Consider the following 21379-nt stretch of genomic DNA (forward strand, 5'->3'; position numbering starts at 1 on the left):
TAGCAGCTTTCTTCAATCAAAATAGAAAAGGGCGCTTATTAAGCGCCCTTTTCTATTTCTTAAATAATCCCAGTTCTGTGCCATCGTCTCTAGTCATCCGTATGTTCAATGACTTGTTGTTCCCGGCTACATCGATGATAGTTCTTTTCCCAACTTTTGGACCTCCCCCTATAAATACAGGATAATTGTGGTCTTTATCTGCAGGGTAGTAGCCATATTGATGTGTATGACCAGAGATCATGGCATCAATTTTATATTTCTGAAACAAGGGATGGAAACATGCTCTGTTATTCAAGGTACCATGCCAGTCATCCGAATGAAAAATCGGTATATGGCTAATGACAACAGTGTGCTGTGCACTCTTTCTTTCCTTGGATTGTAGAACCTTTTCCAGCCATTGAGCCTGTTCTTTTCTGTAGTTATCATAATCGACTGTTCCGGCGTATACCTCATGATTGTCAGGCTTGTCTTCGCCACTGTCCAGCATGATCCAAAAAATAGGACCTCTTTTAAAGGCTTGGTAATACTTGTTGTCAGGATAACCAAAATATCTTTTGAAATTACGTGCGAAGGATCCCCTTGTCTCATGGTTTCCCCGATTCATAATGAATGGTTTTCCTGTCGCAAAAAATTCAATTGGCTTTAGTAGTTTCTCCGTAATATCTTGCTGATTGGTGACATAATGAAAGGAATCACCATTCAGTACAAAAAAATCGTAGGGTGAAATATCCTGATGCGGAATAAGGTCACGATAACTGCTTTTTTCCTCATGTACATCGTTATAGACAAGACAGCGAATCTGTTCTTGATTGTTCTTGGCTAATTTGGCCTCGAAAATAGGGGTTTCTATTTCTTGGCCGTATACGATTTTATAAGGATCGAATTTTTGCACTTCCTTCGCTTTGATGCGATAACGAAATGAACGCGGTGCGTCTTCAATTGTAAAATGAAAAAAATCAGTATTGGCATTGATCATCCCATCTTCGGATTGGTAGATCTTTTTTTGGACATTCCCTCCATTGTCCAGTATCTCGAGCCAAGCAAAGGCATCTTTGCTCAAAATCGTAAAAATACTGATTCCTGTTTCGGTTTGATTTTGTAGATAGGCAGGTACGACAAAACTGAACTCGCTTTCTGCCTCATTTGCGTCTTTTTCTTGCGCGACGCTTATATTAGGTAATGTAATCCCGGCCAGAGCCAGGGATTCTAAGAATCTTCTTCTGTTAAAATTCATATTTAAGATCACAAGTGGTTATTTAATGTTTATCTCGACATATAATGGCCGATGATCACTCGCATATTGTTCGTTCAGAATACGGTGGTTGGAGAACTTTGCGGCAGATGGTGTATTGATCATGATATAGTCGATTTCAGTAGTGGGTTTATCTTGAGGAAACGTAAATCCGTTAGCAATGCTGCTTTTTGTGAATATTTTGCTAAGTTCAGTAATCGCTGGATCATTGGGTTCTGAGTTTAAATCACCGACAAGGATAGTGGGTAACTTTTCGTTTTTGAAACGCTTGGTGATGAATTTTGCCTGTTCGATTTTGTTTTTGTCTTTCAGGTCAAGGTGTGTATTTGCAAATAAGATTTTCCTTTTGTGTATCGTGACTTCTATTACAGATAAACTACGTGTTTCGCTTTGCACAGGGGAAGGTAGAAAGTGTTTCTCTACACGTTCAATTGGATTTTTTGATAAGATGGCGGTACCATATTCACCTTTATCCAGGTCTATCCCTTTGGAAAAGATATAGTGCATGCCTGTTAATTCGGCTAATTTTTTGGCTTGATTTTCAAAGTATGATCTACCGAGATTGACATCGATTTCCTGAAGACCTACGAGGTCAGCTTTTGAATTTTTAATAATTTTGGCAATTGTGTCAAGGTTGACAACTGATTCTTTTTCGGTGGGTGGGTTTCCGTGGTGGATATTAAAGGAGAGTATGCGTATCGTTTGTGCATGTAGATGAAATACTGAGCCTAGCAGTATTAAAAGAAATAGAATTAGTTTACGATTCATTGTTTATATTAAGTTTAGCATTGGATGTCAGGCGTTTTTGGCTCGACCTGCTAAAATTAATAAAATCTATTAGTACAAATTGAAAACTTTGGACATGTAACAAAATAATCATCTAAGCACTTGAATTTTCGCAAAAAAAATAGCCATCCTAAACAGGATGGCTACCTACATTATACTAATTTTTACAGCAACTAGTCTTCGTTTTCCTCGATGTTAAGCATTGGATCTTCTCCTGTCACTTCAGCTCGGATTTTAGCTTCAAGTTCGTCCATTAAATCCGGATTGTCGAATAATAAGGCTTTAACAGCATCTCGACCTTGTCCTAATTTGGTCTCACCATAGCTAAACCAAGAGCCTGCTTTTTTAATAATACCATATTCAACACCTAGATCAATGATTTCACCTACTTTAGAGATACCTTCACCAAAGATGATATCAAATTCCGCTATGCGGAACGGAGGTGCAACTTTATTTTTTACAATCTTCACTTTTACGCGGTTACCCGATACTTCATCAGAATCTTTGATTTGTGATGTGCGACGGATATCTAAACGTACAGAAGCGTAGAATTTTAATGCATTACCACCAGTTGTTGTTTCTGGGTTGCCAAACATCACACCAATTTTTTCACGCAATTGGTTGATGAAAATACAACAACAGTTTGTTTTTGAAATTGTACCTGTCAACTTACGTAAAGCTTGTGACATCAAACGAGCTTGAAGCCCCATTTTAGAATCACCCATTTCGCCTTCGATCTCACCTTTTGGCACCAAAGCGGCAACGGAGTCAATAACAATAACGTCGATTGCACCAGAACGGATTAGGTTATCAGCAATTTCTAAACCTTGCTCACCATTATCTGGTTGAGAAATCAATAAATTTTCTACATCTACGCCTAATTTTTGAGCGTAATATTTATCAAAAGCATGCTCAGCATCAATGATTGCTGCAATACCGCCTTTTTTTTGTGCTTCGGCAACAATGTGAGTTGCTAAGGTAGTTTTACCTGAAGATTCAGGTCCATATATTTCAATGATACGGCCTTTTGGTACACCGCCAATTCCTAAGGCGATATCCAAGCCTAGAGATCCTGTAGAAATAGCTTCGATCGGCTCAACAGCAGTATCACCTAATTTCATAATTGAACCTTTTCCAAAGTTCTTTTCCAATTTATCTAACGTCAGCTGTAAAGCTTTTAGTTTATCTGTGTTGCTCATATTTTTAGTATATATTTCTCAAAATTAAAAATTAAAAATCATAAACCAAATATTTTCACTAAAAAAATTAGTTTTTTGTCTCTGGTATAGCTGAGACACTTTTTATATGGTGATTTTTTTCAAAGTATTTGCACATATAAGTGATAGGGCATTTCTCACACAGTGGTTTTCGGGCCAGGCATATATAACGCCCGTGTAAGATAAGCCAATGATGGGCAATGGCAATCGTGTCTTTAGGTAGATTTTTTACCAATTGTTTTTCCACAGCTAATGGTGTTGTTGCACGATAAGTTAGCCCAAGACGGTTTGCAACACGAAAAACATGGGTATCTACGGCCATAGCGGGATTATGATAAACAACAGAGGAAATGACATTAGCTGTTTTTCGACCTACACCTGGAAGTTTCACAAGATCCTCAATTTTTTCGGGTACAATATTGTCGAACTTTTCAATCAGTAGCTGAGCCATCCCCACAAGGTGTTTGGCCTTGTTATTCGGATAGCTTACAGATCGTATATAGCTAAACACCTCGTCTACGCTGGAAGCTGCCAAGCTGTGTGCATCTGGGTAGCGTGCAAACAACTTGGGCGTGACTTGGTTGATCCTTTTATCTGTACACTGTGCAGATAAAATAACGGCAACCAGTAATTCAAAGGGATTACTATAGTTGAGTTCTGTCTGTGCGTCAGGACTATTTTTGGAGAAATAATCTACGAAAGCCTTGTATCGTTCTTGTTTTAACATCGGTTCAAAACTAGCCAAAATTTCCATCAAAAAAGAAATTTTGAAACCTAGTAGAAGGAGAATAATCTGATTTTAGTTTGTGGAAGGTAAGGCGAGTCACAGCAGTTTTACACTATAGCTGATCATGGATGTCGTAAGGTGAAAAAGAAAGGCCTAATCTCCAGATTAGGCCTTTCTTTTTTCTAGTTGTTTAGAATATGCAAGGATATTCTCAACACATCTTCTGCTTGGATGAAGCAACATTTTTGGTAATTGAAGTTTCAATTCATTTTCTATGTCCTCGTCTGTCATTACCTTTTCGTTTTGGGTTAGCAAATTTTGAACTTCGTTTTCTGATTGGGTAAAGTTTTCTACCATAAGCATCTGTTGTTTTGTTTCTGTAAGTTAATTAATTAAACGGACAAATGATAGTTTTGGTATAAAAAACGAGAAAATATTTATTTTTTCTTTCTGTTAGTATATTCCTCCGCTTTTATGATAGCGTTATATGCATTAACGATTCCTCCAGTGACCGAAATGTCTGCTAATCGAACCGTTTTGCTGGCATCTTCACCAACTTTTACCTGTACCAGTTGATTCGGCTTTTCTACCGATTCCATAATAATTTGTTTCGTTTCCACAGCGCTCAAATTAGGGTAATAAGAACGAATCATGGCGGCCAGACCAGCGACAACGGGAGCAGCCATACTTGTGCCCTGTTCTTCTTTATACTTGGAATCTGGTACCGTTGAGTTGATGTGGACGCCAGGCGCGAAAACATCGACAGTTTTTTTACCATAATTGGAAAAATCGGCTAATAGTTCATTGTCCAAATAAAGGCCGGTTGCACCCACTGTGATCCAAGCATTAGCAATCCCGGTTGTATCACCTTTTACATCCGTATAATACTTCATCGGAAAATTAGGCTCTATATCGTTATCTTCACTGTCATTCCCTGCGGCATGTACCATCAGGACATCTTTGGATTCAGCATATTTGATGGCATCGTCTACGGCCTGTTTATTATAGGCATAACTTTTTCCAAAGCTCATGTTAAGTACTTTAGCGCCATTGTCTGCTGCATAACGAATGGCATTTGCGACGTCTTTATCACGCTCATCACCATCAGGGACAAGTCTAACTGTGAGTATTTTAACATTGTCCGCTACGCCGTTGATACCAACATTATTATTACGTTTTGCACCAATGATTCCAGCGACATGGCTACCATGTAATGCGTCCGGTCCTTTTACATCTGCATTTCCGTAGTATCGCTCTGAAGCATCTTCATAATTATCTCCAACAATAGGTCGAGAATCGTATGCTTTGTTTAAATGATAATCAACTTGATTGTTGAAATATTTTGCACCTTCGGTGATATCATCAAAAAATTTGGCGAAGCCGCCGTTGTTGATTTCATCCTTTGCATAGCCAAGTGCGATACGTTGCGTGTTTGTGGTTGCTTTGAAATTGTCTATATCCTCCTGTGTGATATCTTCGGGCTTTTTACCTATTTCACGTACCACAGCGTCTATGTTGCGTTTGAGCGCATCGTAGGAAAATTGGCCCATCTTAGCTTCTTCTAGCTTGTTTTTATATTTGGCAAGCATCTTTTGATAACTAGCGAAAGCTTTTCGATCAGTTTCATTGAGTTCTGTTGCTGCTGTGATGTTTGCAAACTTTTTGTCCAGAACCCTAAGCTGTCTTGTCAATTCTAGGTTATCGAACTGAACATCCTTTCCATCGGCGTTTCCAATAAAATTCCAGCCATATTTATCATTGATATAACCATTGCCATCATTATCTATACCGTTTGCAAGACTATCCTTCACATTGATCCATACAACATCTTTGAGATCCTCGTGATAAACATCAACACCTCCATCCAATACCCCAACAATGACTGGAGTGGATTTTCTTCCTTTCAATAAAGTTTTATACGTTTTTTCGGTACTGATTCCCATGACCCCATCTGTTTTATAATCCAAATTGAACCAATTTGCTGGAATGGTATCGGATTGTCCGAAAGAGATAAGGGGCAATGCGCCCAAAGTAAGTAGATATAGTGATTTTCTTAAATTCATATGTACAAAATTCTTGATAGGTGTTCCGCTTTCATTTGTATCAAAGAACGCGTTCCACCTGATTATTCTCTCCTGTTTATTTAAATTTTCTTCATGAGCGTGTAAGCTCGCATATTCCTGCCTATAGCAGAATAGCAAAGATAATGCTAATGCCTCTTCTGAACTGTTAATTTTTATTAAAAGTATTTATAATCCATATCTCTTAGCAAATTGTTGACGAAATATCTTAAATTCAAACCATTTCAAGGAGTTTCCTGTGTTAGTTGATTGATCCAGGTAGCAGAATAAGAAAGTATGTATATTGAGTAGCATATAAGAAAACGAATGCAACAAAATAAGAAAATAGTTTGGCCTAATGTGATGGCCCCAGTGGCAGCAATTTACCCTCATGTCAGAAAGATACATGATGATACTGTGCAAGATGATTATTACTGGATGATTGATTACTTTAAAAAAGGAGAAAAATCGCAAGAAGTTATTGACTACCTGGAAGAGGAAAACAATTATACCAATTTAATGCTTCAAGATACCGAAGATTTACAGGAAAGTCTTTTTCATGAATTGAAATCCCGGATTAAGGAAAAGGACGAGTCTGTGCCTTATTACAAAAATGGCTACTTTTATTATAGCCGGACGGAAGAGGGAAAACAATATTTTAAATTCTGTCGGAAAAAGGGGACACTGGAATGCGAAGAGGAAGTGCTGTTGGATGTAGATCAGCTTGCCGAAGGGCATGCATATTATACGGCAAAAGGATTTTCTGTGAGTCCGGATAATCGTTTGCTAGCCTTTAGTGTGGATACTGTCTCTCGGAGAGAATATACCATATTTATCAAAAATATCGAGACCGGAGAAATCTATCCCGACCAGATAAAGAATACAGAGGGAGCCGCTATTTGGGGAAATGATAATCGAACCTTGTTCTATACGGCCAAGAATCCTGTTACCTTGCTTAGTGAAAAGATTATGCGGCATACACTGGGGGGCGATCCTGCAGCAGATGTGCTTGTGTATGAAGAAAAAGATAACACAAATTATATCGGAGTTGGTAAATCCAAAAATGGAAAATATGTTATGATCAATTCTGAAGGGACATTATCCTCAGAAATTTGGTTATTAAATGCTGACTCACCGCAATCGGAATTTCGTATTTTTCAGCCTAGGATACAGGATGTTCTCTATTCGGTTGTTGCATTGGAAGATCGGTTCTTAATACTTACCAATGATGGAGCTATTAATTTCCGAATCATGCAATGTCCCTTAGATCGTACAGATCGCAGCCACTGGCAGCCATTCATAGACCATCGACCGGATGTATTGGTCAGCGATATTGAAGAGTTTAAGGATTTTCTGGCGATTGCTGAAAGGAAAAATGGATTGACCCAATTGGCAATTTATAATTTAAAGAGTCAGCATCAGCACTATTTGGATTTCGGAGAAGTTGCCTATACGGTATACCCGGGTATTAATGTTGAATACAACAGTGATAAGTTACGATATGGCTATACTTCTTTAGTGACACCAAGCTCAGTCTATGAATATGATATGGCTAAGCAGAAGAAAATATTGTTAAAGCAACAGGAGATTTTGGGAGGGTATGACCAAACCGCGTATATCACCGAACGTGTTTTTGCAACAGCAAGAGATGGTGTTCAAGTGCCCATCTCTATTGTTTATAAAAAGGGAACCAAACTTGATGGTTCAGCTCCATTATTGCAATATGCCTACGGATCTTATGGTGCGTCGATGGATCCCACTTTTTCGAGCAATCGACTAAGTCTGTTGGATCGTGGATTTATCTATGCCTTGGCACATATCAGAGGCGGTGAGGAAATGGGGCGCCAATGGTATGAAGATGGAAAAATGATGCACAAGATGAATACCTTTTATGATTTTGTGGATTGTGGTAAATACCTGATTGATCAACATTATTGTATGCCCGAACATCTCTATGCGCAAGGGGGAAGTGCCGGAGGTTTGCTGATGGGTGTAATCGCTAATATTGCGCCTGAGCAATATCATGGCATAATAGCTCAGGTACCATTTGTAGATGTGGTGAATACCATGTTGGATGATACAATACCGTTGACTACAAATGAGTATGATGAATGGGGTAACCCCAATGAGAAGGAAGCCTATTATTATATGAAGGCCTATTCTCCATATGAAAACATTGAAGCAAAAGAATACCCTAATTTATTGGTCACAACCGGGCTGCACGATAGTCAGGTGCAGTATTTTGAACCAGCAAAATGGGTAGCAAAACTGAGAGCTACTAAAATAGGAGATGCGGTTTTACTGTTAAAAACAGATATGGATTATGGTCATGGTGGGGCATCGGGTCGATTTGACTATTTAAAGGAAATTGCATTGGAATATGCTTTTCTCTTTAAATTGGAAGGGATTATTCCAATTTATACAAATGAATAATAAAAAAGCGGCTAATGCCGCTTTTTTATTGTTGAGCATGATTAATGCTATCCTGTTGTTTTTGTAAACGCTCTTCCCGCTCGATCTCTCTAGAGTCGATCTGATGCTGTTGATAATTGTCCATGGCCACTTTACTGGCTTTCTGCGATACGTAGATCGCTAATAGGGCAACAATAGTAATGATTGCTATTCCCCAGGCATATTTATGTTTGTCCTGTTTGACGAGCCAATACATAAAGATAATGTAAGGGACGGCAAAAATAATATAGAAAATTAAACTCGGTGACATACTATTCTCCATTAAATGATCCCTACAAAAGTATCGTTTTTGACTAAAAATAACGAACCGATAGAAAAAACAACAATTTCAATTGATAAAGCCTTAAACCTTTATCCGTTTTATTGTCAAATTAATATCGCTAATGTGATGGTTCTATTGCCGACTTGTTGTGGATTAATTGCTTGAAAATGAAGCTTACAGGAAGGTTTTGACGGTGGATTGTAAATTTTTAATTTTTGCAAAAAATCAATGAGAATATTGTGGAAAAGAAAAAAATATTTTTATACATTTGCATCGTCAGAAACAATTGACAGAGCATAAAAAAATGAAACAGAACAAAAAGAACGATTATTCTTATATTCAAACTTTTGAGAAGTTTATGAAGAAGGTCTTTTGTGCTTTCATTTTTGTAGAAATACCTGTTTTACGCCTCCGACGACCTATACTACCTCGGGCTTGATTTGAGGTAGTGAATCTTTCCAAGCAAGACCATGATTGTCCGATGGTTTTGAATCCATTATTTTAATTTATTTAGTAACAAAACACGACAGTAGTTGTTGTTTTATTATTAGGGTCGTAAGTCAATGACTATATCAGATTTTTTAATTATCCCGGCTAAACCTGAGCATGCGCACTATGCAGAGGTTATTTGCGACGAAATGTTCGAGTCTGCAAAGGCTCGTGGTACTGGTATTGCGCGTCGTAAACCAGAATACGTTGCCAACAAGATGAATGAAGGTAAAGCAGTGATTGCTTTACATAGAGATGGCCGATGGGCAGGTTTTTGTTATATAGAAACTTGGGGGCATGGTGATTATGTCGCTAACTCAGGTTTGATTGTCAATCCCGAATTCAGAAAAGTCGGTTTGGCAAAAGCAATCAAAAAAAGAGTCTTTGAGCTTTCACGTGAGAAATACCCTAAAGCGAAGATCTTTGGTTTGACAACCGGATTCGCCGTGATGAAAATCAATTCAGAACTGGGCTATGAACCGGTTCCCTATTCCGAATTGACTTCCGATGATGAATTCTGGAAAGGCTGTCAAAGCTGCGTGAATTATGAGATCCTGATGAGTAAAGACCGTAAAAACTGTATGTGTACCGCCATGCTTTGGGATCCCGAAGAGAAAGAACGTGAATTGCGGGAGAAGATCCAGCGCAAGCATGAAGCGAAAGAACGTTTGGAAAGAATTACACAAAAACAGTCTCTGCTAAAGCGTATACAGGCGAAGTTTTGGAAATCGGCCAATAAATTTATTGCTGTCAATTTTCCGAAGCATAACAAAGTCGCAAAAGGATATTAAGCTAAGGCTGAGCGATTATATTGAAAATAGATGTAACAGGTAACTGAAGATGTTCATAATAACAAGATCAGTTCAAGGTTCTCTCAACATAATAATAAAAAACCGAGTGAGACGAGCTTAAATCAGCCGTTGAAAACAAACACTCATAAAATAACATTCTAATGAAAAAAGTAGTTTTAGCATTTAGTGGCGGATTAGATACTTCATTCTGTTGTATTTATCTTACACAAGATTTAGGTTTAGAAGTTCATTCCGTAGTTGTAAATACAGGTGGTTTTTCGGATGAAGAATTAAAAAATATTGAAGAACGTGCTTATGCTTTAGGTGTGAAATCACATACAGCTATAGACGAAACGGCAGACTATTACCGCGAAACTATTAAATTTTTGATTTTTGGCAATGTGTTAAAAAATGCGACTTATCCATTGTCAGTATCTGCTGAGCGTGTATGCCAAGCAACCGCAATTGCAAACTACGCAAAGAAAATTGGCGCTGAATGTGTTGCTCATGGATCTACAGGTGCAGGAAACGACCAAGTACGTTTCGATATGATTTTCCAGACCCTGATTCCAGGAGTGGAAATTATCACCCCAATCCGTGATCTACAATTGTCGCGTGAAGCCGAAATAGAATATTTGAATAAGCATGGTGTAGAGTATTCTGCTGAAAAAGCAAAATACTCCATCAATAAAGGTCTTTGGGGTACTTCTGTTGGTGGAGCAGAAACATTGACATCCAACCAATACTTACCAGAGTCGGCATGGCCAACTCCAGTGACTTCTTCAGAGCCGCAACAAATTACAATCGATTTTGAAAAAGGAGAGCCTATTGCATTAAATGGTGAGAAAATGGCTTCCGTTAAAGTGATTCAAGAATTACAGACAATAGCTCAACCATACGGTATTGGCCGTGATATCCACGTTGGTGATACAATCATTGGTATCAAAGGCCGTGTGGGTTTTGAAGCCGCTGCTTCTGTCATTTTAATCAAGGCACATCATGCCTTAGAAAAACATACCTTAACTAAATGGCAATTGTCCTGGAAAGATCAAATCGCTGCTTTCTACGGAAATTATATGCACGAAGGCCAAATGCACGATCCCGTTATGCGTGATATCGAAGCATTCTTGCAATCCTCACAGGAAACAGTGACTGGCCGAGTGATTGTTGAACTTCACCCATACCGTTTTGTCGTCATTGGTGTCGAGTCTGAACACGATTTGATGTCCAATAAATTCGGCAGCTATGGTGAAATGAATAAGGGCTATACAGGTGACGATGTGAAAGGTTTCTCCAAAATTTTTGGAAATCAAACCATCATTTGGCACAAAGTGAATAAAAAATAAACCGTGTTTTATGCCATGTATTTTTTTCTTAAAGTAAACTTGATAAGAAAAAGTACATGGCATGATAGGTGATAACGCATACCTAAATTCTAAATTCAAAAAAATGATAAGAGTAGGAATAATTGGTTCGGCAGGATATACTGGTGGTGAATTATTACGTGTATTGATTTATCATCCTGAGGTGGAAATCGTATTTGCTAATAGCGCTTCCAATGCAGGAAATAAGTTATATGAAGTTCACAATGATCTATTTGGTGATACTGAATTGACCTTCTCTTCGGACTTTCACTCAGCTATTGATGTATTGTTCTTATGTGTTGGTCATGGTGATGCACGCAAATTTTTAGATGCAAATCCAATCGATGCATCCGTGAAGATTATTGATCTCTCACAAGATTATCGTCTTCGTGCGAATACAGCTTTCCAAGGTCAACAATTCGTGTATGGGCTTCCGGAACTAAACAAAGAGGCAATCAAAACGGCTCAGTATATTGCTAATCCAGGATGCTTTGCAACAAATATCCAATTGGCTTTATTGCCATTAGCGAGTAAAGGCTTATTACCTGATCAAATCCATGTTAATGCAACGACTGGATCAACAGGGGCAGGACAAAAACCAGGTGCAACAACGCATTTCTCCTGGCGTAACAATAACCTTTCTGCTTACAAATCTTTTGAACACCAGCATTTGCAGGAAATTTCAGAGTCCTTGGATCAGCTACAAGCGGGATTTTTGCCGGTGTCAGACGGATCATTGTTGGAACGTGCTGCTGCAAAAATTAATTTTGTTCCTCAACGTGGCGATTTTGCCCGCGGAATTTTTTCGGCAATTTATGTAGACACCGATTTGTCTGAAGAGCAGGCCTACGCATTGTATGACAGCTATTATGCCGCTCACCCTTTTACACATGTCAGTCCTAAAAATATTGACCTCAAACAGGTCGTTAATACAAATAAAAGTATTATCCACCTCGAAAAGCACGGAAATAAGCTCCTTATTTTAAATGCGACCGATAATTTGCTGAAAGGAGCATCTGGTCAAGCTGTACAAAATATGAACTTAATGTTCGGTTTAGACGAGCGTACAGGATTAAACTTGAAAAGCGTTGGTTTTTAGCCATTTTTAAAATATTAAACAGCAATATCAACAAGTTGTGAGTAACTTGAGGGATCACCTTAAAAGCGAAATGAGGTTTTCAACATTTTATTAACATCGTGTGGAAAAGTGAAGGGTAGACCCTTCACTTTTTTATGTTTATCGTGGTCGTTATTTTGGAAATCATCGTTTTTTAAATCTATTCCGTTAGAAACACAAAACCACCAAAAGGCCAGTTGCCGATAAGCATTCGATGTCTAAATTTTTTGAATCTGGTAGATAAAGACCATCAGATGGATAAAGAATACGTTCTTCAACTTCAAAATTACCATCTAATGCAAATGCAAATGCGCTTTTTTGGTCTTGGCCAATCTGTAATTCAAAATCATGTTTTCCGGCAAATGCACCGAAGTAGAACTGAAAATCAGTAGCTAAGTCGGTGCCTACAGGATACATCTTGTTTTTCTCAAACGAAGATGAAAGTGGAAGATTCGCAATATGAGGTAGTGTAGGAGTGTTTATTGCCGAATTAAGCACAAATTCTTGAAAGATCGCAGGCTCCCCAACTTCGGATGATGCCTTTATGTGAATTGCCGTATTATTTTCAAAATTGTGTACTAAGATTGTTCCGACAGGAACGGTATAGGTTTGGCCATCCATCGTCACGAGTAGATCCCCAACCAAAGGAATCAAAAATGAGACTGTATCCTGATTGGTCGGGAGTTCCAAAGTCTCTTGAAGCGCGACTTGCCAGCTATTGACTTGTTGCAACCGGCCAATAGCCTCCCGGTGAGGAGCAGCAAAGGAGCCATAATTGAGTGTGCTCCTGACTAAATGTGTTCCGATTGATGTTTCCCCTCGCTGTTCCGCGATATAGATTCTAATATCCTGCATGATCAGGCTGTTAAGCATTAACATGAATCGTCATTTTCATTTGGAAACCTTCAGATAAGGATCCTGTGACCGTAGACATTTCTTTGGTAACACCATCGCTGAATACGTTGTCATTGGCATTATAGGTATATCCTGAAACACCTTTTTTGTAACCATAAGAAGAACCTGTGTTATTGACTTCAAGACACAGACTATCTTGAAAGGCGATTTGCGTCACTAATAGCGATTTACCTGTAGCATCATATACATGAACGTGAATATGTGTTGCTCGACCTTGATACCAGCCCGGAAAGATGGTTTGGAAAGAAACAAGTCCATTGGCATTCGTAACTTGTCTACCGCGGTACCAATTGACAGACTGGTAGTTGCTGGATTGCATCTGTGTTCCGCCATATTGGGAATAGTTACCTTCCACATCACAATGCCAAATATCCACTAAAGCTCCTTCTAGTGCCGCACAGCTATTGTTTGTATTAACAATGGTAATTAAACCGAGCATATTCGCCCCAATACCATCACCTTTGCGTATATCTGATCGGACATAACTTGAAGGTGTTTTTGTCGGAAAAGGCCCTTCGGTTTCCGAAGGTGTTACACTGCAGCTTGAATCGACATTTACGTCAGTGCCCTCATCCGTAATTGATGTGGTATCGTCTTTCTTGCAAGCTGCCCAGACCATTGGCCCTGAAAATGCGAGCAATGATAGGGTTTTTATAAAATTTTTGCGTTCCATATCTCTTCTTTTTTATTTATGGAAGCAAGGTAATAGACGGAGATGTAAAATAATGTTAAGTAACGATAAAGAGGCTTATTGCATCGACGAATCACGTAGACATTGGATAACCTCATTATAGTAACCATCGCCGACTTTCAATGTGAAGTTGGGTAATTGTACTTTACGCTGTGAAAATGTAATGATGTGTTTGACTGCGATAACAAAGCTGCGGTGGATACGGATAAACTGATTTTTTGGCAAACGCTCGAGCATGGCTTTCATTGTCGATAGAGTCAATATTGTTTTTCCGTGTATAAGGTGTATTTTGATATAATCTTGCATGCTTTCCAAGCACTCAATTTCGTCAAGATAGATCTTGATTCGTTGATATTCTACACTCACGATTAAAAAGGGGCGATGGCTCTGTGTAGCTGAACGTGTCATCGCTTTATCGATGGCCCGTTCAAAACGGACGAAGTCAAATGGTTTGAGAAGATAGTCTACTGAATCAAGTTCAAATCCATCTATCGCATACTCCTTATGTGCTGTGGTGAAAATCAATAAAGGTCTTGGTTTTAAGTTCTTTGCAAAATCAATACCATTGATCTCGAGCATATCAATATCCAAAAAAATCAAATCAACACTGTTATTGGCGAGATATAGCTTCGCTTCATGGGGGTTACTGAAGGTTGCAGCAAGCTGTATAGCAGGATGCTTTGCTGTGAACGTCGAAATAATACGAAGAGCCAGGGGTTCATCGTCAAGAGCTATGCAAGTTAACATCGATTAAATTAAGATAAACTGCTTTTGTATATATAATCGTATAGCCTAATATAGAAACAATTTATGAAGAAATGTAAAGGATAAGCTGAACGAAAAAAGAATGATCCTCCTGCTGGATCGTCAGGCGATGTTTGTTGGCATAAAAATGTTCCAATAGACGTTTAACATTTTTAAGACCTGTTCCTGTTCGGTGTTGTTCGGTTGACTGTGTAGCTATGCTATTCTTTACATTTAATACACAGGATGTTGGCGTTAGAATGACTTCAAAACTTAATTGGGAGGGCTCTATTGTGCTTAATCCATATTTGAACGCATTTTCAACAAAAGGAAGCAACACAAATGCGTGTATCGTTTTAGGGTGTTCTAGCCCCGCATAGTGTTCACTGATAGAACAATTTGGGCCAGTGCGTAGCTTTTGGAGATTGATAAAATCTTGTATAGCCTGTATTTCAATCTTGATGTCAATCGTATCACTATGCCGTTCATCCATATAATAACGCATTAATTGTGAAAGACGATGAATACTACTCGCGACGGCATCATCGTTGGTCAATGCTAATGCATAAATATTATTTAAGGTGTTGAACAAAAAGTGGGGGTGGACCTGGGCTTTTAAGAAGGAAAGTTCGGCCTTCATCCGGTCTTGTTCGACCAATTGCATCTTTTGCTGAGTTTCCATCCAGTAGGTTACGATTCTATAGAGTGCGGCAAGGCTAATGGTTAACAGGAAAATATACACGGAAGCAATATCGATGGGTTGTGGCCGTTGTCCCAAGGTCTGCCCCGGACCTCGGTCTGGGGAATGCCTAGCAGATGGCGGCGGTGGAAAATCAGGGTGATGCCTAGACGAAAATTCTCTTTCTCCAGGGGTAGGTAATTGCTGACGTCCAATATGCATCAAGCGATCGAAGGGCTGAAGATAACAGGCTAATAACAAGCCTGTCAAAATAATGGAGATTCCGTAACTGATAAATTTTCGTTTTCTTATCGCATAAGGAATTAGCAGGTAAGCATTGACATAGAATAGGATTAAAAAACAGCCTGTGAAAATCCAAAATGCCGGCGCAAAAAGTATTTCCTTAATTTCCAATTGACCGTTGTTAAAAAATAATACTGGAAAGGATAAGAAAATAAGCCAGGCGAGTCCATGGATCAATATGGAGATTTGTTTTTGTCCTAAGATACGTTTTGATGTGCTATCAGCAGATTTGTCCATGGAGCTTGCTATTTTAGCTTTTATAAAAGGGGACTCTGATCCTAAAAATACACAAAAAGATTAGATCGTATTTTTAAAATGTTAAAATATACATCTCATTTTATAATAGTTCATTTAAATGGAAAGGAATGGTGGTCAATTATTGCTGTTTTTTTACACAATCGATTGATATACATTTCCTTTCTTTTTCTGTAAATCTAAGCCTTATCTTCATCAAATAATCCAGTTTCACAAACCGATACCATCTTTATTCAATAGTAAAGTGCAACAGAAAGATAGCTGATAAACTGAGTTTCAGAATAGCTAAAGGAGTTTGGTTTCGTGAAGTATTCGAGTTTAGCAGCATCTCGAATTCATGGCAAGCATTAATAACCGCAGGTAGTATAACTAGCCTAGGTTTGATATATAAATTGATAAAAAAAATAAAGTATGAAAAGAAAACACTTTATCCAGTATCTCTTTATGGGAGCTTTATCCTGTCTTTCGATAAGCAGTATAGCGCAAACAGTAGGGAAGACTTATGCCGTACCACTTGCCGGGAATGCTTTCATTACCGCAGGACAAGTTGGTGAAGCGGAAATTTCCGGTCGTAATGGCCTTGTAAAATGGTCAAGCGATCAGGAAGTGGTATCGGTTTATTTTAGGGCTCAAAAGGCGGGGAAATTGACTTTGAAACTGAAGGCAAAAAACGATGCTGGAAAATCCAAAATAGCAGTAGACGCTTTAGGAAAAAAGGCGATCGTGAATGTGGAAAGTACTGAGCTGTCGGAAACAGCGCCTCTGTCCATTGATGTAAAATCGCCCGGTTACGTTCAGGTTAATTTAAAAGGCTTAAGTAAATCGGGAAGCAATTTTGCCAATGTAACCGAATTGCTTGTGAGCGGCGAAGCGGCTTCGGGAGGTCTTCTGTTTTCCAATGATCCTGAGTATTACTATTGGTCCAGAAGAGGCCCTTCTTGTCATCTAAATTATACTGTTCCTACGGAGGGTAACGTTAGTTACTATTATAACGAAGTAACCGTCCCTCAAGGAGAAGATAAAGTTGGTTCCTATTTTATGGCGAATGGTTTTGGCGAAGGCTACTTTGGTATACAGGTTAATTCAGAAACCGAGCGACGTATCTTATTTTCCGTCTGGAGTCCATTCCACACAGATGATCCGAAAAGTATTCCAGATGAGCAAAAAATCCATCTACTAAAAAAAGGAAAGGATGTGCATTCGGGTGAGTTTGGAAATGAAGGGTCAGGCGGACAGAGTTACCGTAAGTACTTTTGGAAAGCAGGGGTAACCTATAAGTTTCTCTTGAAAGGCGTGCCCGATGGAAAAGGAAATACTGATTATACGGCTTGGTTTTTTGTACCCGAAGAGCATGCATGGAATGTGATCGCAAGCTTCAAACGTCCGCAGACAAACACCTACCTGAAACGATTCCATAGTTTCTTAGAGAACTTTAGTCCTAATCAAGGCTACCTGGGTAGAAAGGTTGAGTTTGGCAATCAATGGGTCTATGATGGACAATGGAAAGCTGTACAGGAGGCTTCTTTCAGTGTCGATAATACCTATCGTGCAAATCAACGCATTGATGCAATCGGCGGCATTACCAAAAACGGATACTTCCTTAGAAATGGTGGTTTCTTTAATGACGTTGTTAAGCCAGGAAGTAAGTTTGAATTCCGGAATAAAAATAATGCACCGAAAATTGATTTTGACAAACTGCCTTAATCAAAAAGGAATAAAGACAATGTCTTTTTGTCGCTCAAAGTTTGTCCTAAACACAAAAGAGACGCATTTTAATGCGACTCTTTTGTATTTAGGACAGCCCTCAATTTATTTTTCAGACAGTTTGATATCACGTTCTACCGAAACATTATCTCCGGTAACAGCATTACCATCCTTATCCACTAGAGTCAATTTTACTTTATTGTTGCCCATTGGCAGCCCTTTTATCTCATATGGCCCCCATTTGTCCAATGTAAATGTCTGGCCATTGATATCTGCAATTATCTTGTTGCCGTCTGGAGCAAGTTTGGTATTGACTACGTAAAAATCTAACAGGAGATTTTTTGTTTCATCTCCTTTATACTCACCTTTAGGTCGAGAATAGAAAAGTGATGGTTCCTTTGGTGTTGCATCTGTCGTCAATTTACCCGTTGCATCAATCTTAAATTTTACCAATTTAGAAGCTTCAGTGGTTTTTATGGATTCATGATAGGATCTTGATAAAAATGAGAGCAGGTAATGTTCCGAATTTAACGGTACTGTTACGGAGTTCTCGGGCTTGTAAAGAGCCGTGTAAGGTTTATTGTCTAAAATAAAATGGATATGTTGTCCATCATGCGAATTTGCCATATGGGCAGCATGGGCATCATCGGTCATCTCAGTCAATTTGAAATTCTTGATCGCATATTTTACAGTTACTTTTGCGGAGTCTGTTCCTACCTTTTCTGCAGTGATCGAGGCGATCTGCAGATCAGCTCCAGGAAATTCTTTCGAGTCTGCAATAGGACTGACGGTGATTGAGTCCATTTTTTGTGCAGTATTTGTGTCGATACTGCTGCTTGAGTCAGCTCCACCTGTACTTTTCGTAGAAGAGTTGTTACACCCAACAGCGCCTACTAGGAGTGCTACTGCAGCAGTAATACCTGTAATTCTGTAATACTTCATAATTTTTTTTGTTTAATTTTTTAATCATTCAGCATCTTAAGTAACAGTCTATGTTCCTATTTTGTTTGTAATAAGGTTAAAAATAGGCTGTTTGGGCTACTTATTGAAGTTTAATACACAGTGAATTAAATATTTTTAAAAAAATAGTCATATTAGATGTAATAAATCGATCTGCTGAAATGTCTTGATTATATAAAAGGCACGGGTGATATTGAGATGGAGCATAAGCCGATTAAAAATTAAAATAGAGTAAGTCTCAATATTGACGATAACATGAATCAAGAGCAATTTAAAAATACCGTTTTCATCCATAAGGATAAGCTATTTCGCTTTGCGAAACGGATCTTGATTGATGATGACGAGGCTTTCGATGCGGTACAAAATGTGATGATGCGGTTGTGGCAATTAAAAGATCAGTTGCTTCAATACAAAAATATGGAAGCTTTCTGCATGCAGAGTGTGAAAAATGAAGCACTCAATCGTTTAAAAAGAGATAAGGTCCGGGCGGATTTTGTTGAACAGCATCAGGTTGTTGCGATGACGGAACATACCGTTGGGAATACGAAAGAAATTATTCTGGAGATGATCAATTCTCTTCCCGAAAAACAAAGGCTTGTTATGCATCTGCGCGATGTTGAGGATTATGATATCGATGAAATCGGTGAAGTATTGGAGATGGGGGAGTCAGCAGTCAGAGTTAATCTGATGCGTGCAAGACAGAAGGTAAAAGAACAATTGACAAAATTATTCGATTATGAAACCACGCGGATTTATTCAGGTAAAAAATAAACCCGATTGTTTCATCTTCTTTGAAAATAAGATATACAGTGATGAAAGATAAGAAATTAAAAGAATTGGAAGAGAAGTACTTTAATGGCCAGTCGTCATTAGAGGAAGAAAGAGTATTGAAAAACTCGGATAATGCTTTTTTTCAATCATTAAATCAGGAAAAAAATAAGACAATGGACTGGTCCTTTGAGGACTTCCAAAGTGAGATCAATGATGATAAGAAACGTATTGTGTGGTGGAATAATAGCTGGATAAAATATGCAGCAGCAGCCATGTTGGTAATGGCTATTGGAATTGCACTATTCCTAAATCAGGAATCAGCAATACAAGGACCTGTGCTCGCCAAAAAAGAAATGAGTGAGTCGAAGCCTGCCGATAAGAAGCTGCTTGACGATCAAAATATAGAAATAACAGCTCCCAAACTTAATGATGAGGTAAGTGCGGAGGACAGTGGAAAGGCGATGCGAACAGCAGAAACTTTTAAACGTCCAAAAGTAAAAAAACAGGCCAAAAATTGGATAGTGAAGAAAGAAGTCGTGACTGAAAGTTCGGAATTGACAACAGAAGAGTCCTACCGGGCAGATTATGTTGTTTTGAATGGGAAGCCTGTCGCGAATGAACAGGAAGCTGTTGAACTGACCCTAAAATCTTTGGGCTTACTGGCAAATAATCTGGAAAATGGTGTAGATAAAGCAATGAATATAAAACAAATGTCAATAACGATTAACTAAAATAAAATGAAAGGTTTTTTAATAGCTTGCCTTCTACTTGTAGCAAGTATGGCAAATGCACAAATTTCAAAATTGGATAAACTTTTTGAACAATATCAAGGAAAGAAAGGTGTAACGACACTCAAGATTGGGGCGCCGATGTTCAAACTATTGGGTAATTTGAAAATAGACGATGAGGATATGCAGACAATTACACCACTGCTTAAGAATGTTAAATCGTTGCGGATGCTGATTGTTGAGGATGGAGAAGATAAAGCTTTAACAGGTATTATTCGGGGGGCGGTGTCTAATTTAAAATATGAAGAGCTTATGTCACTCAACAGTGATGGGCAAGATATCCGATTCATGGTAGAAAATATGTCCGCAAATGCCGATATCCTAAACAATCTGTTACTTACAATCAATGGAGATGGGCAAAACCTATTTATGATCCTGGACGGGGCTATACCGTTGAAAGATGTGACTAGCTTGGTAAACGACGGGAATAATAAAGTGAATAAGAACAAAGGAGATAACAACAAAAAGTAGAAAATTATGAAAAGATTACTAACCTTGTTGTGCCTAGTTGGCGTTCTTTTCTCCATGCAATCATGCATGATAAAAAAAGCGTCCAATATGGACTTCGTCAGTCGGTCCAATGTATCTGACGATGCTGAGATTGTTGCGATTAATTTACCGATGTGGTTAACAAAACCCTTTATGAAAAAAGCCTTAAAGGATGATAATGATGAAGATACTCGTGCAATGGCCGAAATTGTAAAGAAATTGAAGAAGTTCAGAATGCTGACACTGTCAAATAATGATAAAATAAAGAATGCGCGTATTTTGGACGATTACCATAAGTTTTTAAAGAAAAATAAATTTGAGGAACTTCTGGTTATTAACACCGATGGCCAGGAAATTTCGCTAAATGCTCGTATTGATAAGAACAATGTCATTCAGCGGGTTTCTTTATTGGTCCATGATGATGAAGATGAAAGTGTATTTATGGATATCAAAGGTAAGTTTTCGTTGGATGAGCTTATCGCCGGATTAAATAAGATGAAATCCAAAGATAAGAAGTTGGCAAACAAACTTTAATAAGTATGT

The 21379-nt window shown here is 38.4% G+C and carries 21 protein-coding genes; 9 read left to right on the forward strand and 12 right to left on the reverse strand.

Annotated features, from left to right (window positions below):
* Positions 1 to 52: 52 nt before the first annotated feature.
* From K2F45_RS02975 to K2F45_RS03000, 6 genes are all read right to left on the reverse strand, one after another.
* On the reverse strand, positions 53 to 1234 hold the full coding sequence (locus tag K2F45_RS02975) for a metallophosphoesterase family protein (RefSeq protein WP_083663473.1): 1182 nt from the start codon (positions 1232 to 1234) through the stop codon (positions 53 to 55).
* A gap of 18 nt (positions 1235 to 1252) precedes the next feature.
* Complete coding sequence (locus K2F45_RS02980) at positions 1253 to 2020, reverse strand: endonuclease/exonuclease/phosphatase family protein (protein WP_075990901.1); 768 nt, start codon at positions 2018 to 2020, stop codon at positions 1253 to 1255.
* 191 nt (positions 2021 to 2211) lie between these two features.
* Positions 2212 to 3237 carry a recombinase RecA gene (gene recA / locus K2F45_RS02985; protein WP_046674918.1) on the reverse strand — a complete coding sequence of 342 codons (1026 nt, stop codon included), beginning with the start codon at positions 3235 to 3237 and terminating at the stop codon, positions 2212 to 2214.
* A 67-nt stretch (positions 3238 to 3304) separates the two neighbouring features.
* On the reverse strand, positions 3305 to 3982 hold the full coding sequence (nth, locus tag K2F45_RS02990; RefSeq protein WP_075994622.1) for an endonuclease III: 678 nt from the start codon (positions 3980 to 3982) through the stop codon (positions 3305 to 3307).
* A 165-nt stretch (positions 3983 to 4147) separates the two neighbouring features.
* On the reverse strand, positions 4148 to 4339 hold the full coding sequence (locus K2F45_RS02995) for a hypothetical protein (RefSeq protein ID WP_145327159.1): 192 nt from the start codon (positions 4337 to 4339) through the stop codon (positions 4148 to 4150).
* Positions 4340 to 4419: 80 nt separating this feature from the next.
* Positions 4420 to 6045 (reverse strand): S8 family serine peptidase, encoded by a 1626-nt coding sequence (locus tag K2F45_RS03000; protein WP_075990903.1) that lies wholly within the window; start codon positions 6043 to 6045, stop codon positions 4420 to 4422.
* A 324-nt stretch (positions 6046 to 6369) separates the two neighbouring features.
* Here K2F45_RS03000 and K2F45_RS03005 point away from each other — a divergent pair, with 324 nt between their 5' ends.
* Positions 6370 to 8475, forward strand: a complete 2106-nt coding sequence (locus K2F45_RS03005) for a S9 family peptidase (protein ID WP_248932989.1) — start codon at positions 6370 to 6372, stop codon at positions 8473 to 8475.
* Positions 8476 to 8500: 25 nt separating this feature from the next.
* Here the strand turns inward: K2F45_RS03005 and K2F45_RS03010 are convergent, their stop codons facing one another.
* Positions 8501 to 8764 carry a hypothetical protein gene (locus K2F45_RS03010; RefSeq protein ID WP_075990905.1) on the reverse strand — a complete coding sequence of 88 codons (264 nt, stop codon included), beginning with the start codon at positions 8762 to 8764 and terminating at the stop codon, positions 8501 to 8503.
* A 575-nt stretch (positions 8765 to 9339) separates the two neighbouring features.
* On the opposite strand from K2F45_RS03010, the gene K2F45_RS03015 reads away from it, so the two are divergent.
* The 3 genes from K2F45_RS03015 (at position 9340) to argC (ending at position 12519) form a co-directional block, all read left to right on the forward strand.
* Positions 9340 to 10056, forward strand: coding sequence for a GNAT family N-acetyltransferase (locus K2F45_RS03015; RefSeq protein ID WP_070561978.1), 717 nt, complete (start codon positions 9340 to 9342; stop codon positions 10054 to 10056).
* 161 nt (positions 10057 to 10217) lie between these two features.
* Positions 10218 to 11402 (forward strand): argininosuccinate synthase, encoded by a 1185-nt coding sequence (argG, locus tag K2F45_RS03020; protein ID WP_075990906.1) that lies wholly within the window; start codon positions 10218 to 10220, stop codon positions 11400 to 11402.
* Between the two features lie 103 nt (positions 11403 to 11505).
* Positions 11506 to 12519: an N-acetyl-gamma-glutamyl-phosphate reductase gene (gene argC, locus K2F45_RS03025; RefSeq protein ID WP_145327158.1), complete on the forward strand. Its 1014-nt coding sequence runs from the start codon at positions 11506 to 11508 to the stop codon at positions 12517 to 12519.
* Positions 12520 to 12705: 186 nt separating this feature from the next.
* Here the strand turns inward: argC and K2F45_RS03030 are convergent, their stop codons facing one another.
* The 4 genes from K2F45_RS03030 to K2F45_RS03045 all read right to left on the reverse strand — a co-directional run bounded on the left by K2F45_RS03030 (position 12706) and on the right by K2F45_RS03045 (position 16106).
* Positions 12706 to 13392: a pirin family protein gene (locus K2F45_RS03030; protein WP_157625882.1), complete on the reverse strand. Its 687-nt coding sequence runs from the start codon at positions 13390 to 13392 to the stop codon at positions 12706 to 12708.
* 10 nt (positions 13393 to 13402) lie between these two features.
* Positions 13403 to 14125, reverse strand: coding sequence for a dioxygenase family protein (locus tag K2F45_RS03035; protein ID WP_075990909.1), 723 nt, complete (start codon positions 14123 to 14125; stop codon positions 13403 to 13405).
* Between the two features lie 75 nt (positions 14126 to 14200).
* Positions 14201 to 14890, reverse strand: coding sequence for a LytR/AlgR family response regulator transcription factor (locus K2F45_RS03040; protein WP_075990910.1), 690 nt, complete (start codon positions 14888 to 14890; stop codon positions 14201 to 14203).
* Between the two features lie 61 nt (positions 14891 to 14951).
* A complete protein-coding gene (locus K2F45_RS03045) occupies positions 14952 to 16106 on the reverse strand; it encodes a sensor histidine kinase (protein ID WP_075990911.1) in 1155 nt (384 codons plus the stop codon).
* A 429-nt stretch (positions 16107 to 16535) separates the two neighbouring features.
* On the opposite strand from K2F45_RS03045, the gene K2F45_RS03050 reads away from it, so the two are divergent.
* On the forward strand, positions 16536 to 17828 hold the full coding sequence (locus tag K2F45_RS03050) for a DUF3472 domain-containing protein (RefSeq protein ID WP_075990912.1): 1293 nt from the start codon (positions 16536 to 16538) through the stop codon (positions 17826 to 17828).
* Between the two features lie 105 nt (positions 17829 to 17933).
* On the opposite strand, the gene K2F45_RS03055 is transcribed toward K2F45_RS03050, so the two are convergent.
* Complete coding sequence (locus K2F45_RS03055; RefSeq protein ID WP_075990913.1) at positions 17934 to 18770, reverse strand: hypothetical protein; 837 nt, start codon at positions 18768 to 18770, stop codon at positions 17934 to 17936.
* A gap of 273 nt (positions 18771 to 19043) precedes the next feature.
* Here K2F45_RS03055 and K2F45_RS03060 point away from each other — a divergent pair, with 273 nt between their 5' ends.
* From K2F45_RS03060 to K2F45_RS03075, 4 genes are read left to right on the forward strand one after another with little or no spacing between them, the layout of a single operon-like run.
* Positions 19044 to 19559, forward strand: coding sequence for an RNA polymerase sigma factor (locus K2F45_RS03060; protein WP_075990914.1), 516 nt, complete (start codon positions 19044 to 19046; stop codon positions 19557 to 19559).
* Between the two features lie 41 nt (positions 19560 to 19600).
* Complete coding sequence (locus K2F45_RS03065) at positions 19601 to 20290, forward strand: hypothetical protein (RefSeq protein ID WP_075990915.1); 690 nt, start codon at positions 19601 to 19603, stop codon at positions 20288 to 20290.
* 6 nt (positions 20291 to 20296) lie between these two features.
* Positions 20297 to 20818 carry a DUF4252 domain-containing protein gene (locus tag K2F45_RS03070; protein ID WP_075990916.1) on the forward strand — a complete coding sequence of 174 codons (522 nt, stop codon included), beginning with the start codon at positions 20297 to 20299 and terminating at the stop codon, positions 20816 to 20818.
* 6 nt (positions 20819 to 20824) lie between these two features.
* Positions 20825 to 21370 (forward strand): DUF4252 domain-containing protein, encoded by a 546-nt coding sequence (locus tag K2F45_RS03075; RefSeq protein WP_075990917.1) that lies wholly within the window; start codon positions 20825 to 20827, stop codon positions 21368 to 21370.
* The last annotated feature ends 9 nt before the right edge of the window (positions 21371 to 21379 follow it).

It is taken from the genome of Sphingobacterium siyangense, from assembly GCF_023277505.1.
Lineage (GTDB): Bacteria > Bacteroidota > Bacteroidia > Sphingobacteriales > Sphingobacteriaceae > Sphingobacterium > Sphingobacterium siyangense.

Coding starts and splice junctions, on each gene's coding strand:
- K2F45_RS03040 (WP_075990910.1), bottom strand. CDS start 14,890: ATGTTAACTTGCATAGCTCTTGACGATGAACCCCTGGCTCTTCGTATT.
- K2F45_RS03000 (WP_075990903.1), bottom strand. CDS start 6,045: ATGAATTTAAGAAAATCACTATATCTACTTACTTTGGGCGCATTGCCC.
- argG (WP_075990906.1), top strand. CDS start 10,218: ATGAAAAAAGTAGTTTTAGCATTTAGTGGCGGATTAGATACTTCATTC.
- K2F45_RS03075 (WP_075990917.1), top strand. CDS start 20,825: ATGAAAAGATTACTAACCTTGTTGTGCCTAGTTGGCGTTCTTTTCTCC.
- K2F45_RS03010 (WP_075990905.1), bottom strand. CDS start 8,764: ATGTCACCGAGTTTAATTTTCTATATTATTTTTGCCGTCCCTTACATT.
- K2F45_RS03065 (WP_075990915.1), top strand. CDS start 19,601: ATGAAAGATAAGAAATTAAAAGAATTGGAAGAGAAGTACTTTAATGGC.
- K2F45_RS03035 (WP_075990909.1), bottom strand. CDS start 14,125: ATGGAACGCAAAAATTTTATAAAAACCCTATCATTGCTCGCATTTTCA.
- K2F45_RS02995 (WP_145327159.1), bottom strand. CDS start 4,339: ATGGTAGAAAACTTTACCCAATCAGAAAACGAAGTTCAAAATTTGCTA.
- recA (WP_046674918.1), bottom strand. CDS start 3,237: ATGAGCAACACAGATAAACTAAAAGCTTTACAGCTGACGTTAGATAAA.
- K2F45_RS03060 (WP_075990914.1), top strand. CDS start 19,044: ATGAATCAAGAGCAATTTAAAAATACCGTTTTCATCCATAAGGATAAG.
- K2F45_RS03070 (WP_075990916.1), top strand. CDS start 20,297: ATGAAAGGTTTTTTAATAGCTTGCCTTCTACTTGTAGCAAGTATGGCA.
- K2F45_RS03045 (WP_075990911.1), bottom strand. CDS start 16,106: ATGGACAAATCTGCTGATAGCACATCAAAACGTATCTTAGGACAAAAA.
- K2F45_RS03005 (WP_248932989.1), top strand. CDS start 6,370: ATGCAACAAAATAAGAAAATAGTTTGGCCTAATGTGATGGCCCCAGTG.
- K2F45_RS03030 (WP_157625882.1), bottom strand. CDS start 13,392: ATGCAGGATATTAGAATCTATATCGCGGAACAGCGAGGGGAAACATCA.
- K2F45_RS03015 (WP_070561978.1), top strand. CDS start 9,340: ATGACTATATCAGATTTTTTAATTATCCCGGCTAAACCTGAGCATGCG.
- K2F45_RS03050 (WP_075990912.1), top strand. CDS start 16,536: ATGAAAAGAAAACACTTTATCCAGTATCTCTTTATGGGAGCTTTATCC.
- K2F45_RS02975 (WP_083663473.1), bottom strand. CDS start 1,234: ATGAATTTTAACAGAAGAAGATTCTTAGAATCCCTGGCTCTGGCCGGG.
- K2F45_RS02980 (WP_075990901.1), bottom strand. CDS start 2,020: ATGAATCGTAAACTAATTCTATTTCTTTTAATACTGCTAGGCTCAGTA.
- nth (WP_075994622.1), bottom strand. CDS start 3,982: ATGTTAAAACAAGAACGATACAAGGCTTTCGTAGATTATTTCTCCAAA.
- argC (WP_145327158.1), top strand. CDS start 11,506: ATGATAAGAGTAGGAATAATTGGTTCGGCAGGATATACTGGTGGTGAA.
- K2F45_RS03055 (WP_075990913.1), bottom strand. CDS start 18,770: ATGAAGTATTACAGAATTACAGGTATTACTGCTGCAGTAGCACTCCTA.